The organism is Streptomyces sp. NBC_00386 (genome assembly GCF_036063235.1).
Lineage (GTDB): Bacteria > Actinomycetota > Actinomycetes > Streptomycetales > Streptomycetaceae > Streptomyces.
In genome coordinates this window covers 793498-807661 of sequence record NZ_CP107950.1, presented here as the reverse complement: position 1 = coordinate 807661, position 14164 = coordinate 793498, and the positions used below count along the sequence as shown (strand labels likewise).

At 70.9% G+C, this 14164-nt stretch carries 8 protein-coding genes and 1 tRNA gene; 6 read left to right on the top strand and 3 right to left on the bottom strand.

Features of this window, described 5'->3' with window-relative positions; genetic code table 11:
• Positions 1-162 precede the first annotated feature (162 nt).
• The 3 genes from OG780_RS03290 to OG780_RS03280 all read left to right on the top strand — a co-directional run bounded on the left by OG780_RS03290 (position 163) and on the right by OG780_RS03280 (position 2055).
• On the top strand, positions 163-480 hold the full coding sequence (locus OG780_RS03290) for a hypothetical protein (protein WP_328444467.1): 318 nt from the start codon (positions 163-165) through the stop codon (positions 478-480).
• 71 nt (positions 481-551) lie between these two features.
• Positions 552-1415, top strand: a complete 864-nt coding sequence (locus OG780_RS03285) for a GNAT family N-acetyltransferase (protein ID WP_328444464.1) — start codon at positions 552-554, stop codon at positions 1413-1415.
• A gap of 97 nt (positions 1416-1512) precedes the next feature.
• On the top strand, positions 1513-2055 hold the full coding sequence (locus OG780_RS03280; protein WP_328444462.1) for a GNAT family N-acetyltransferase: 543 nt from the start codon (positions 1513-1515) through the stop codon (positions 2053-2055).
• Between the two features lie 145 nt (positions 2056-2200).
• Here OG780_RS03280 and OG780_RS03275 read toward each other — a convergent pair whose 3' ends face one another.
• A complete protein-coding gene (locus tag OG780_RS03275) occupies positions 2201-4504 on the bottom strand; it encodes a helix-turn-helix domain-containing protein (RefSeq protein WP_328444460.1) in 2304 nt (767 codons plus the stop codon).
• 434 nt (positions 4505-4938) lie between these two features.
• Between OG780_RS03275 and OG780_RS03270 the strand changes: the two genes are divergently transcribed.
• Positions 4939-8298 (top strand): S8 family peptidase, encoded by a 3360-nt coding sequence (locus tag OG780_RS03270; RefSeq protein WP_328444458.1) that lies wholly within the window; start codon positions 4939-4941, stop codon positions 8296-8298.
• A gap of 203 nt (positions 8299-8501) precedes the next feature.
• Here the strand turns inward: OG780_RS03270 and OG780_RS03265 are convergent, their stop codons facing one another.
• Positions 8502-9491, bottom strand: coding sequence for an aldo/keto reductase (locus OG780_RS03265; protein ID WP_328444456.1), 990 nt, complete (start codon positions 9489-9491; stop codon positions 8502-8504).
• A 279-nt stretch (positions 9492-9770) separates the two neighbouring features.
• A tRNA-Met gene (locus OG780_RS03260) sits at positions 9771-9844 on the bottom strand.
• 339 nt (positions 9845-10183) lie between these two features.
• Here OG780_RS03260 and OG780_RS03255 point away from each other — a divergent pair.
• On the top strand, positions 10184-12253 hold the full coding sequence (locus OG780_RS03255) for a glycosyl hydrolase family 28-related protein (RefSeq protein WP_328444454.1): 2070 nt from the start codon (positions 10184-10186) through the stop codon (positions 12251-12253).
• Positions 12254-12931: 678 nt separating this feature from the next.
• Entirely contained in the window at positions 12932-14146 is a 1215-nt protein-coding gene (locus tag OG780_RS03250; protein ID WP_328444452.1) for an MFS transporter, read from the top strand.
• Positions 14147-14164 lie beyond the last annotated feature (18 nt).

The following is a 14164-nucleotide window of genomic DNA, read 5'->3' as shown; positions in this document are numbered from 1 at the left end:
GTGACCGCGGTGCCTCGAAGCGGCGGCGGACATCTGCCCGTCGTACGAGGTGATCAGCCGCCGATGACGCCGTCAGCGTGACGTTCGGCCGCGAACGCAACCGAAGGGGCCCTCACGGAGCTCTGGACAAGTGATTCACAACACATCGGTGAGGAGACAGAGATGACCCCCTGGAGCAGTGAGAGCCTCGGTTCCTGCGCGTTCGCCGACCCCTATGCCGTACACCCCCGTGAGACCACCGTGCCGGCTCAGGCACAGCCCCTCGACGACGGCGACTTCCTCCTGCCGCCCCCCAACCCCGCCCGCCGCCTCGGCTTCACCATCGACCCGCAGGATGAGCGGCGCCTGGCCCTGCACGCGACCCTCACCGCCGCCGGCATTCCCCCGATGCCCGAGGACCGTGCGGTCATCGACCAGATCAGCGCGCTTCCGGCGGACGTCAACGAGGTGCTTCAGCGCTGGCTGCACCACACCCTGTGACACCGGTCAGGGCGGCGTCGTGGTCCCGGGCGTGTACTTCCCGGAGGAGAGGCGGTCGGAGATCATGAAGCATGGGCCTCGACGACTGGTACTTCACCGAAGACATCGACGACTTCCTCGCCCGGGCGGGAGGCTTCCTGTGCTCGCGCCCCGTCATGCACAACACGCCCCTGACGACGCTCGCGAAAATGCGGGCACAGGGCGCGGGCACACACGGCGGCGAAGCCCCCGTCTTCGGCCGGCTGGAGTCAGGGGGCGAGGTCCGGGCCATCCTGTACCGCACCGCGCGCGGCCGCCTGACCGTCACGACGCTCGCCCCCGAGCAGGCCGACACCCTCGTGCCCCGGCTGACCGGACTCGGGCACCGCGTTTCGGGCGTCACCGCGGACCAGGACACCGCCACCGCTCTCGCGGAGGCGTGGTGGCGGCACAGGGGTGGTGCGGCGCCGGTACGCGACTGGTGGGGTCGTCTGCATCGGCTCGGCACGCTCACCCCGCCGGAGCCGGTCCCGGCGGGCCGGGGCCGACCGGTGGGCGAGCGGGAGCACGAGCATGTGATGCGCTGGTGCCGTGAGTTCGCCGCGGACGTCGGGGAAGCCGTCTCCATAACCGCCGAGTCCTGGGCCGGCACACGCTTCGCGGAGAAGCGCTACACCTTCTGGGAGGCCCCGGACGGCACGCCCGTCTCCATGGCGGGCGCGAACCCGCTGGTCGGCGGCCAGGTCCGGGTGGACCCCGTCTACACCCCGGCCGGCCTCCGGGGACGCGGCTACGCGGGCGCCGTGACGGTCGAGGTGAGCAGGGCCGCGCTGGCCGCGGGCGCGAAGGAGGTAGTGCTGTTCACCAACCCGGCCAACGCGACCAGCAACGCCCTCTACCGACGCATCGGGTACGTCCCGGTCACCGACTTCGTCGGTTACGCCTTCTCTGGCTGACGGCTGACGGCTGACGGCTGACGGCTGCCCGGCCGGACGGGCTTCCGCCTGTCCCGGTTATCCTGGCTCGTTCCGAACAAGCCAGGAGGTCCAGCACATGAGCAGCATCATGCCGTCGTTTCCCGAGCGGATCGAGCTCTCGGGGGAGGGGCTCGTCCTTCGTGACTGGACGGAGACGGACCTGACGGCGATGCCGGAGCTGTTCGATCACCCCGACATCGCCTACTGGACACCGCTCGTCTCCCCCTTCGACGCGGCCGCCGCCCGCGCGCGACTGGACCGGGACCGTCAGTTCCGCGCGGAGGGCACGGTCATTCTGCTCGCGATCACCGTCGACGGCGGAGCACCGCTCGGCGAGGTGATGCTGCGGCGCGCGCCCGAGGGCACGGAGATCGGCTACGCGGTCGGCCCCGCGCACCGCGGTCAGGGGCTGGCGGTGCGGGCGGTACGGGTGATGGCCGCGTACGCCTTCGAGCAGATGGGCGCCGAGCAGGTGATCCTGGAACTCGAGGCCGAGAACGCGGCCAGCGTCGCCGTGGCCACCAAGGCGGGCTTCACGCTGCTCGACGTACCGCTGATCACAGGTGAGGAGAAGGGGCGGCCCTTCACCCTGCAGACGTGGGGTCTGAACCGCCCTTGACCGGCAGGCCTCCCCATCGAGTGGTCGGTCGCCGACGGGAGGCGACTGCTCGGTCCCAGGGCGACTCCGGAGCGTACGGGCTGTGTCGAGGGCTGCATTCCAGGGTCTGCCCTAGCCGCTTGTCCGGGCGGTGGACCCGGAGACCTCACGACGTCCGTACCTCCAGTTCACGCAGTTCGGCCGTGGCCTCCGCCTGCCGTGGGCTGTTGAGCTTGCGAAGTCCCTCGTGGGCGGCGAGCAGGGTTCGGCGAGCCTCGTCGTACCGGGCCAGGTGGCGAAGCACGATGCCGAGGTCGAGGCGGGTGGGTTCGGCCCAGCCGGCCATGCTCGTGGTCTCGAAGATGTCCAGCGCCTGCCGGAGCGGTCGTTCGGCCTCCGGCCAGCGTCCCAGCGCCGCGAGGTCGTTGCCGATCTGCTGCCGGATCGCGGCGAGGTACACGGTGATCAGCTCGGTCGGCCGTCCGGGCACCTCCGCCAGGCAGATCGCCTCGCTGCGCAGGTGGATGGCCAGGGCCTCCTCGACGCTGCCCGACTGACGTAGATAACTGCCCAGTGTGTTCAGGACGGTGAGTTCGGCGAGGCGGCCCTGCACGGAGGTCTGGTCGGCAAGGCAGACGGCGGCCTCGCGCAGCCGGGCTATGGACTCCTCGGTCCGGCCGGTGCGCTGCAGCGCCGATGCCCCGTAGCCCAGCGCCCAGCCCATCTGGAGCCGGTCCCCGATCTCACGGGCCGCCTCCAGGGCGGCGTCCGCGGTGACGAGTGCGGCACCGGGGTCGTGGACGCAGACGTTGTACGACCAGGCCAGGAAGTTCAGCTGGACGGCCTCGTCCTGCCTGCTGCCCAGCGCGCGGGCCGCCTCGACCCCGTGCTGGAACAGCTCCACCCACAGCTCCCAGTGCTGGTTGAACTCGGAGAACCAGTGCATGGCCCTGGCCGTGTCGATCACTTGCCGGTGGTGCCCCGTGGCCTGCGCGTGCCGGACGGCCGCGAGCCATTGGGCCCGCTCGGTCTCCAGCCAGGCGCGGGCCTGGTCACGGTCGGCGGGTGCGCCGACGGGGTCGGGATCGCCGTGAGGTGAGTCTTCGTGGGGTTCGGCGTCGAAGCGCAGCGCGGCTGCCGTGGCCCGGCGCAGCATCCACTGTGCCGTCCGGTCCAGTGCGGCTCGGGACACCTCGGTGCCGTCCTCGGTGGCCAGTTGCTCGGTGGCGAAGAGCTTCAGAAGGTCGTGGAAGCGGTAACGCTCGGCGGAGGCGTCGGACTGCAGCAGCCCGGCATCCGTCAGTTCTTCGGCGCACCGGGCCGCCTCGTCGACCGGCAGGTCGGCGAGGAGAGCGGCGCTCTCGGGGCTGAAGTCGCCTCCGGCGGCCAGGGAGGCCCGGCGCAGTACGGTTCTGGCGGCCGGGGCCAACTGCCGGTAGGACAAGGCGAAAGCGGCTCGTACCTGAAGGTCGCCGACCTGGAGTGTGTCCAGGCGACGGCCTTCCTGGGCCAGTTGGGCGGCCAGCTTGCCGATGCGCTCGTGGGGCCGGCCGGCGAGGCGTTGTCCGGCGATCCGTACGGCCAGGGGCAGGAGTCCGCACAGGTCCGCGAGGTTGCGGGCGGCCTGGGCCTCCCGCCGTATCCGCTCGGGGCCGATGATGCGGCTCAGCAGCTCGACCGCCTCCTCCCGGCGGAACAGGGCGAGGTCGCTGCGGTGGGCCGATTCGAGACCGGCCAGGGCGTGACGGCTGGTGATGATCGTCAGGCAGCGCCCGGCGCCGGGGAGCAAGGGACGGACCTGGTCCTCGCCCGCCGCGTTGTCCAGTACCAGCAGCAGTCGCCGGTCGCGGAGCACGGACCGCAGGAGCCCTGACCGGTCGTCGGTCGCGGCCGGGATCGCGTGCTCGGCCACGCCGACGGCCCGGAGCAGGGACGCGAGAGCGTCGCGCGCGGAGGTGGGCTCCGGGTCCATGCCGTGCAGGTCGAGGACCACCTGTCCGTCCGGGAAGTGCGGCGCGAGAGCGTACGCGGCGTGTACCGCGAAGGCGGTCTTGCCGAGGCCGGGCTGTCCCGACACCACGCTGACCGCGGAACGGCCGGCGTCGGTGCGCTCGGCCAAGGCGAGCAACCGGGCCAGGGCCGGACCACGCGAGACGAAGTCGCCGACGTCACGCGGCAGGGCCAGCGGGCTGTGGGCTCGTGGTCCGGCGGCCGGTCGCGGGCGCGTCCGTCCTCGGCCGGCGGCCCGCTCCAGCTCCGCGGCGGTGTCGTCGTCCAGGCCCAGCCCGGCGGCCAGGGCTTGAACGGTGCGCCGCTGCGGTCCTCGGGACCGACCGCGTTCCAGATCCGCCAGCGCGCGGACGCTCACCCCGGTGGCGTGGGACAGCCGTTCCTGGCTGAGCCCGGCGCGTGTGCGCAGGGTCAGCAGCAGCCGCCCGAACTCGCCCGTGGCCGGTACGGCATTGCCCATGTCGAATCTCCCCGTTCAGCGCTGTCCGGCCTCGAACTCCCCCCTCCCGGCAGAAGTATGACGGGCCGCAATCCTGCCGGAAGTACTGCCTGGTGCCGCTCGGAGCCCGACTGATCAACTTGACCCGTTCGCACGAGGGGGCCGGACCTGCGGATTCCCGGCCCGGTCCGGGCACGGGGTTCGTGGCAGCGCTGAGCCCGGCGGGTCGAGCACCGAAACGATGTGATGTGGATCATGCCGTCGGTGCTCCTTCAAGGAGCGGAATCCGTGGAGCGCGTCGACCACCTCGTCCGCCGACTGGAGGGCGTGCGGCTCTACGACCACCCCGCCGGTTCTCGGGCCGCCATGTCGTCCCCGCGACCGGGCGCCCGCCACCCACGTGCGACGACCATTCGCCTTCAACCCGAACTTCTGGGGGAGACTTGCGCTTAACCGTGAAGAGAACACGCGCCTTCACCGTCACAGTGGCCACGTCGGTGGCCCTCGTGGCAGGCATGACCGGCCCCACGACAGCGATCACCGCGAACACGGCGACCACACCGAACACCACGCGCTTCGACGGCGACCAGCGGATCCGGCTCATCACGGGCGACCGTGTGGTGGTCGGCGCCAAGGGCCAGGTGGTGGGCTTCGAGGCCGCCAAGGGCCGTGAGCGGATACCCGTACAGGTGCAGCGCATCAAGGATCACACGCTGGTGGTGCCCAGCGACGCGCAGCGTCTGATCGCCACGGGGAAGCTGGACCAGCGGCTCTTCGACGTCGCCGAACTCACCGACCCGCAGCTGCGCAAGAGCCAGGGCGACGGGCTCAAGCTGATCGTGCAGTACGACGGGGGCGCCGACGCCGCACGGGCCGAGGTGCGTTCGGCCGGTGACACCCGGCTGCGGCGTACGTTCCCCGCCCTCGACGCCGACGCCATCCGTACGCCGCAGGACGACGTGACCAAGGTGTGGGAGGCGCTGACGGACCAGCGGAAGAGCGGCCTGCGCGCCACCTCCTCCGGCATCAAAAAGGTCTGGCTGGACGGGGTGCGCAGGGCAAGCCTGGACCGCGGCGTCGAGCAGATCGGCGCCGACAAGGCGTGGGAGGCCGGGTACGACGGCACCGGCGTCAAGATCGCCGTCCTCGACACCGGCGTCGACAAGACCCACGACGACCTGAAGACCCAGGTCGTCGGCGAGAAGAACTTCTCCGGCTCGCCCGACACCGTGGACCACGTCGGGCACGGCACGCACGTCGCCTCGATCGCCGCCGGAACCGGCGCCAAGTCGGGCGGTACGTACAAGGGCGTCGCACCGGGTGCCGAGGTGATCAGCGGCAAGGTGCTGAACGACGAGGGATACGGGGACGACTCCGCCATCATCGCGGGCATGGAGTGGGCCGCGGACGAGGGCGCGGACGTGGTCAACCTCAGCCTGGGCGGCCCGGACTCCCCGGGCGTCGACCCGCTGGAGGCGGAGGTCGACAAGCTGTCCGCCGAGAAGGGGATCCTGTTCGCCATCGCGGCGGGCAACGACGGCGAGTACGGCGCATCGACGGTGGGCTCGCCGGGCAGCGCGGACGCCGCGCTGACCGTCGGCGCCGTCGACAAGGACGACAAGCTGGCGTCCTTCTCCAGCACCGGGCCGCGCGTCGGTGACGGCGCCGTGAAGCCGGACGTGACCGCCCCCGGCGTCGCCGTCACCGCGGCCGCCGCCTCCGGCAGCCAGTTCGACACCGACCCCGGTATCCCGCACCCGGCCCCCGGCTACCTGCGGCTCGACGGCACCTCCATGGCCACCCCGCACGTCGCGGGCGCTGCGGCGATCCTCAAGCAGCAGCACCCGACCTGGAAGGCGGCCGAGCTCAAGGGCGCGCTGATCGCGTCCGCCAAGGGCGGCGACTACACCGTCTTCCAGCAGGGCTCGGGCCGCGTCCAGGTCGACAAGGCACTGGCCCAGAGCGTGATCGCCGATCCGGTCTCGTCGACCTTCGGCGTCGCACAGTGGCCGCACACCGACGACCAGCCCCTCACCAGGAAGATCGGCTACCGCAACCTCGGGAGCAGCGACGTCACCCTCGATCTGTCGGTGTCCGCGCTGGACCCGGCGGGAAAGCCGGCCCCGGCCGGTTTCTTCGCACTCGGCACCACCCGGGTGACCGTGCCCGCCGGCGGCAGGACCGACGTCGACCTGACCGCCGACACCAGGATCGGTGACGCCGACGGCACCTATTCGGGCTACGTCACCGCCACCGGCGCGGGCCAGTCCGTCCGCACGGCCGTGGCGGCCGTCCGCGAGGCGGAGTCCTACGACGTCACGCTCAGGACCATCGACCGCGACGGCACCGACGCGCGGAACTTCACCAACAACCTGATCGGCGTCGCCGGCCCCGCCAAGGGCTTCCAGGCCCGTATCGGCGACGAGCCGGGCACGCACACGATCCGCGTGCCCAAGGGTTCGTACACGTTCGACACGGCCGTCTACCAGGACCCGTCGGACTTCACCAAGGGCACCGACTGGATCGCTCAGCCGAAGCTGGACATCTCCGGCGACACCACGGTCACCGCCGACGCGCGTACCACCGAGCCGGTGGACATCACCGTGCCCGGCCTCGACACGGTGGACTTCGGGGGGACGTACTACGAGCGCGCGACCGAGATCGGCTCCGTCGGCAGCGGCTGGGTCCTCAGGGGTTTCACCGGGTTCCGCACCGCGCACATGGGTCCGGCCGTCACGGACGGCTCGCTCCTGCAGACCTGGGACGCGCACTTCATCAAGGACGCCACCTCTCAGTACTCGGTGGCCTACGGCGGCGGGACACAGAAGGTCGCGACCGGCTACACCAAGCACGTGAAGGCGGACGAGCTGGCGACGCTCAAGGTCCGCGTCGGTGCCTCCGCCGCCGGGAAGACCGCTCTCGCCTTCCCGTACCCCCGTCTGCCGGGTGCGCCGGAGGGCAACGCGTTCTCGGCGGCGCAGGCGGCGCCGGGCACGCGCACCTTCTACGTATCCACTGCCGACGGCGTCAAGTGGCTGACCAGAGTCAGTCAGTTGGGCGAGCCGGACGAGTGGGGCTACCCGGCCTTCGACGGGGCCTACGAGATGTCCGAGCCGAAGCGCTACGAGGCCGGCAGGACGTACCGCGAGAAGTTCAACACAGGCGTGTTCGGCCCGCTTCTGGGCGAGAACATGGGTGTCTTCCGCACCGCACCCGACCCGGCCACGGGCGAGCAGCAACTCATCGGCTCCCTGCCGCTGTTCGCCGACGGCAAGGGCCACGTGGGAGGCTCGACGTACACCTCGGCCACGTCGGTGCTGTACCGCGACGGCGTCAAGGTCGGCGAGAACGACGACCCGCTGAGCGGCGCGAAGCCCTTCACCGTCGACTCCACAGACGCCGAATACCGGCTGACGACCTCGGTCGAGCGCTCGGCGAAGGTCGCTGCGGCCTCCACCCGCATCGACGCCGGCTTCACGTTCCGCTCCAAGGAGGTCGCGGCCACCACGGCGCTGCCGGTGTCCACGGTCCGCTTCGCGGCCCCCGTCGACCTCGCCTCGCGAGCCCCGGCGGACACGTCGGTCCAGATCCCGGTGACCGTGCAGGGTTCGGCGGCCGGGAAGAACCTCAAGTCGCTCACCGTGTCAGTGAGTTACGACGACGGGACGACCTGGCAGCTCGTGAAGGTCGAGAGCGGCAGGATCTCCGTGAAGAACCCGGCGAAGGACAAGGGCATCTCGTTCCTCGCCGAGGTCACGGACAAACAGGGCAACAAGTCCACGCTGACGATCCACAACGCGTACTACGGCAAGTGATGTCGCCCCGGTGACGAAGTTCGCGTGACGACGACGTGCTGGAAAACGTTCAAGGACGTTTTCCAGCACGCTCGTTCACCGCCCCGGACCCACCGGTCACAGGCCGGTCCAGGGCCGGGAGAACCGGCCGCACGGGGAAGCGGGCCGGCGAGTCGGCACGAACAGGCCGCACCCCGGCGTCCGGCGACTTCGTTCACGCGCCACTAACGGTTGACGGATCGCATGCCTGCCTCGTCGTACCGCTCGCCCGCCGCCTCGGGCAGCTCCGCGTCGATGCGGGCCAGATCCTCCTTGGTCAGTTCGATGGCGACCGCGCCGGCGTTCTGTTCCAAGTAGGTGCGGCGCTTGGTGCCCGGGATCGGTACCAGGTCCTCGCCCTGGGCCAGCACCCAGGCGATCGCCAGCTGGGCCGGGGTCACGCCCTTCTCGGCGGCGATCTCCTTCACCTTTGCCGCCAGCCGCAGGTTCGCCTCCAGGTTGCCGTCCTGGAAACGCGGGTTCTCGCGGCGCCAGTCGTTCGTCTCCAGCTCGTCCGGCGAGGTGAACCGCCCGGCGAGGAAGCCGCGGCCGAGCGGCGAGTACGGCACGAAGCCGATGCCCAGCTCACGGCAGGCGGGCAGCACCTCGGCCTCCACGTCCCGTGACCACAGCGAGTACTCGCTCTGCACCGCGGTGATCGGGTGTACCGCGTGGGCGCGCCGGATGGTCTCCGCGCTCGCCTCGCTCAGGCCGATGTACCGCACCGTGCCCTCGGCCACCAGTTCGCCCAGCGCGCCGACCGTCTCCTCGATGGGTACGTTCGGGTCGACCCGGTGCTGGTAGTACAGGTCGATGTGGTCGGTCCCCAGGCGTTCCAGGGAGCCGTGGACGGAGCTCCGGACGTGCTCGGCCGAGCCGTCCTGCGGGCCGACCGTGCTGATGTCACCCGGTACGGCGTTGTCCATCCGGTAGTTGAACTTCGTCGCGATCACGTACTCCTCGCGATGCCCCCGGATCGCCTCGCCGACGAGCGACTCGTTGGTGAGCGGCCCGTACATCTGCGCGGTGTCGAGAAAGTTCACCCCGAGGTCGAGGGCGCGCCGGATGGTCGCGATGCCCTCCTGCTGATCGGTGGATCCATAGAAGGCGGACATACCCATACAACCAAGGCCGATGGACGATACCTGAAGGTCTCGCAGACTGCGTTTCTGCATGTCGTGTCCCAGCCTTTCCTGCACGCTCGTTCGTCGTTCGAGCGCACGAAGCCGCTCGTCGACCCAGCGGCGGATTCCCGCGCCGGCATCTCGTGAGAGGCGGCCGGCGACACGGGCTGTGTGCGCCGTGATGTCTGCAACGCTACGAGTTCGAGCGCACTCCAGCGCAAGTCGATCGCACCGCGCTGCCCGCCTGGCCGCGCCCGGCTCATGAGGTGCCGTAAACGAATCCGGCCCCTTGGGGCGGCATCACGCCACCCCAAGGGGCCAGGATCTTCGTAGCGGGGACAGGATTTGAACCTGCGACCTCTGGGTTATGAGCCCAGCGAGCTACCGAGCTGCTCCACCCCGCGTCGACAGACTCATCCTATGGCATCGGCGGGGGCCGGAAGTACCACTCCGCTGTGGAGTGACAGCGGGGGCGACCCGGGACCCGGTCGGCCGGGGATATCCGATGGTGCGCGGTCCGGCGGTGAGGACGGTGCCGCTCCGGAGAATGAGATCCGCGTGCAAGAAATCGACTACAGCTTGCAGGATCTGTACTGAAGGCTGGAAAGACGTGTCCGACGTCTTGTCCGGGTGTCCCGTCGCGCCCTAATGTCCCGGTACGCAGCGGCACGGCCCGTTCCCTCCGTGCCGCCGCGCACCGAGCGGTCCTCGGTGTCCTCGGCTCCGAGAGAAACGAGAATCCGATGGCGCGGTACACCACCCACACGGCTGCGGAGCGGGTCGGCAGCCGCGCGCGAAGACCGGTCCGGACGATCGCGGCGGTGACCGCCGCGGCCGCCGGACTCGTGCTCGTGCTCGGCGCCCCGGCTCCGGCGGCCTCCGGGCGCGGAGGCGGCGGCGCCCCGGCGGTGACCCGGGCCGCCCTCGATCCCGCCCTCGTCGCGGGGCGCGGCGCGAGGGTGGACTTCGCCGAACAGGAGGCGGAGAACGCGTCGACGAACGGAACCGTCATCGGTCCCGACCGCACCGCCTACACCCTGCCCTCCGAGGCGTCCGGCCGCTCGGCGGTGCGCCTGAAGCCGGGCCAGTACGTCGAGTTCACGCTGCCGCGCGCCGCCAACGCCCTCACCGTGCGCTACAGCATTCCCGACGCACCCGAGGGCGGCGGCATCACCGCGCCCCTCGACGTCTCGGTGGACGGTGGACACCGCACCACGATGACCCTCACCTCGCGGTACTCCTGGCTCTACAACCAGTACCCGTTCAGCAACGACCCCCAGGGCGACCTGCTGCACCCCGACTGGTGGATCACCGAATGCGGCTGCGTCCCGGCCGCCACCACCCCGACGCCCACCATCGACAAGCCGTTCAGGCCCAGCCACTTCTACGACGAACAGCGACTCCTGCTCGGCAAGCGGTACACGGCCGGCGACACCGTCCGCCTCACCGCGCCCAAGGGCAGCACCGCCGCCTGGACCGTGATCGACCTGCTCGACACACAACTCGTCGCCGCGCCGCACGTCGAGGCGCACGCGGCGAACGTCCTCGCGTTCGGCGCCGACCCCACCGGCCGCCGTGACGCGGGCGACGCCCTCGACCGGGCCATCGCCTACGCCAAGAAGCGGCACCTCGAGGTGTACCTGCCGCCGGGCACGTACCAGGTGAACCGTCACATCGCCGTGGACGACGTGACGATCGCCGGGGCGGGAAGCTGGTACACGATCGTCAAGGGTCACCAGGTCACCCTCGGCACCCCCGCGCCCGACGGCTCGGTCCACACCGGCGTCGGCTTCTACGGCAAGGACGCGGCGGACGGCGGCAGCCACGACGTCCACCTGTCGGGCTTCACCGTCGAGGGCGACGTCCGTGAACGCATCGACACCGACCAGGTCAACGCCGTCGGCGGCGCCCTCAGCGACTCGACGATCGACGGCCTCTACCTCCACCACACCAAGGTCGGCATGTGGTTCGACGGCCCGATGACGGGCCTGCGCGTCACCCGCACCGTGATCGCCGACCAGATCGCCGACGGACTCAACTTCCATACGGGCGTCACCGATTCCAGCGTCTCGGACACCTTCGTCCGCAACACCGGCGACGACGGCCTGGCCATGTGGTCGGAGAAGACCGGCAACGCGCGCGACGTCTTCGCCCACAACACCGTGCAGACCCCCGTCCTCGCCAACGGCATCGCTCTCTACGGCGGCACCGACAACACGGTCACCGGCAACCTGATCGCCGACCCCGTCAGGGAGGGCAGCGCCATCCAGGTCGGCTCCCGCTTCGGTGCCGAGCCGTTCACCGGACATCTGCGGATCACGGACAACACCACAGTCCGATCGGGGCCGTTCGAGCTGAACTGGAAGATCGGTCTCGGCGCCATCTGGTTCTACGCGCTGGAGCGGGACATCGACGCCGACATCGAGGTCACCGGCGACCACTTCCTCGACAACACCTACAACGCGGTCATGCTCGTCTCCGACTTCCCGGTGAAGGACACGTACGCGATCCGAGGCGTCCGCTTCAAGGACATCCGCGTGGACGGCACCGGCACCTCCGTGCTCAGCGCCCGCTCCGCCGGCTCGGCGTCCTTCGAGAACGTGGACGCCCGTAACGTCGGCGCGGTCGGCATCAACAACTGCGGAGCCTTCAACTTCCCTTCCTCCGGCTCCGAGTTCGCGGTGAGCGACCTCGGCGGCAACGACGGAGGCGGCACGACCGGCCCCTGGCTGGCGTCCTGGGAGCTGCCGAACACCATCACCTGCGACGACCGGCCGCCCGTGGTCCAGCCACCGGCCCCGGCGCCCTGGTGAGGAGCGCCCGCCACATCGGCGTCGCACCGCCGCGCCGGAAGCACTGACGGACCGGGCGGCGGCCGATCCCCATCGGCCGCCGATCCCCATCGGCCGCCGCCCGTGTGCGTCGCTGCGCCCTCTCATGCGCATGACTCGTCAGGCGTGAGCTGGGCAGCTGCCTGGACCCGACGTCATGGGTACGAGCATCGAGGAGCGGGTGCGGGCCGCGTCGGCGGCACTCCTGCACGCGGCCGGCGAGTCGCAGACCGACGTCGGCTTCGCCGCCTGACAGGGTCCGTGCACCGAGGGCCTGGCGCCGCGCACGAACGACACGGCCCGTCGAGAGCCCGTCCGAGCAGGCCGTAGCGCATCCGAGCCGTGGCCCCGCCTGCGCCTGCCCGACCTCGCCCTGCCCGGACGAGGCCGTGGCCGCAGCGGCTATTCTTGCCCCTTGCTCACCGGCCGGGGCCGACCGCCGCAACCGGGGGACGGGGCCCGGCCCGATGCCGCAGACCGCGGGGCGATCTTGGAATGGATGCCCTCGCGTCGTTGCTGCACTCCCTACGGGCTCACCCTCTTCCCGGGGTGCTCCGGGTCACGATGCCCGGCGCGACGGGACGCGGAAACCGCGGGCGAGCTCGTATCGCCCCGCTCCCTGGTCCCCGGCCCGTTGTCTTCGAAAGGTTCTCCTGCACCATGCCCTTGGCTCTGCTGGCCCTGGCTGTCGTCGCGTTCGGCATCGGCACGACCGAGTTCGCCACGATGGGGCTGCTGCCCCAGATCGCCGACGGGGTCGGTGTGTCCGTACCGCACGCCGGCAACGTCGTGTCGGCCTACGCGCTCGGTGTCGTCGTCGGCGCGCCGCTGCTGACGGGTATATGCGCGCGTGTCCCGCACAAGCGGCTGCTGCTGCTCCTGACCGGGCTGTTCGTGATCGGCAACACGGCGTCCGCCGTCGCCCCCGACTTCGGCACCCTCTTCGCCGCCCGCTTCCTGGCCGGCCTGCCGCACGGCGCGCTGTTCGGCGTCGGCGCCGTCGTCGCCTCGCGCCTGGTCGCACCGGACAGGGCGGCACGCGCCGTCTCGAAGATGTTCCTCGGCCTCACCATCGCCAACATCGTCGGCGTTCCGGCCGCCACCGCCCTCGGCCAGCACCTGGGCTGGCGCTCCGCCTACGGCGCGGTCGCCGTCATCGGACTCGTCGCACTGGCCGCACTGGCCGCCTTCGTCCCGCACCAGCCGCGCGGGGACCAGTCCGGCATCCGGCACGAGCTGCGGGCCATGGGCAACAAGCAGGTGGCCATCGGTCTGGCCACGGCCGTCGTGGGCTTCGGCGGATTCTTCGCCGTCTACAGCTACCTCGTACCGATGCTCACGCACGTGACCGGCCTCTCCGGTTCCTCGACCACCTGGGTCCTCGCGCTCTACGGCGTCGGCATGACGCTCGGCACCCTGATCGCCGGACCGCTCACGGACCGCGCCCTGCGCCCGACGATGTACTGGGGGCTCATCCTGCTCGCCGCGGCACTGGTGACGTTCTACTTCGCGGTCCACAGCACGGTGCCCGCACTGATCATGATCACGTTCATCGGCGCGATGGGGTCCCTCATCACCACCCCCATCCAGATGCTGCTCATGGCCAAGGCGAAGAACGCCCCGACGATGGCGGCGGCCTCCAACCACTCGGCCTTCAACCTGGCCAACGCGGGTGGTGCCTGGCTCGGCGGCCTGGTCATCTCGGCGGGCTGGGGCTGGGCGGCTCCCAACCTGGTCGGCGCGGCCCTCGCCGTGGCCGGTCTGGGCCTCGCCTTCACGGGCGGAGTCATGGAGAGGGGCCACAGGCGATCCGAAGTGATCACGCAGGCGTCGCCCGTGGCCGGACAGGAGACGCCGGTCCCCGCCGCGGACTGACCCGTCGACCGGGACGCG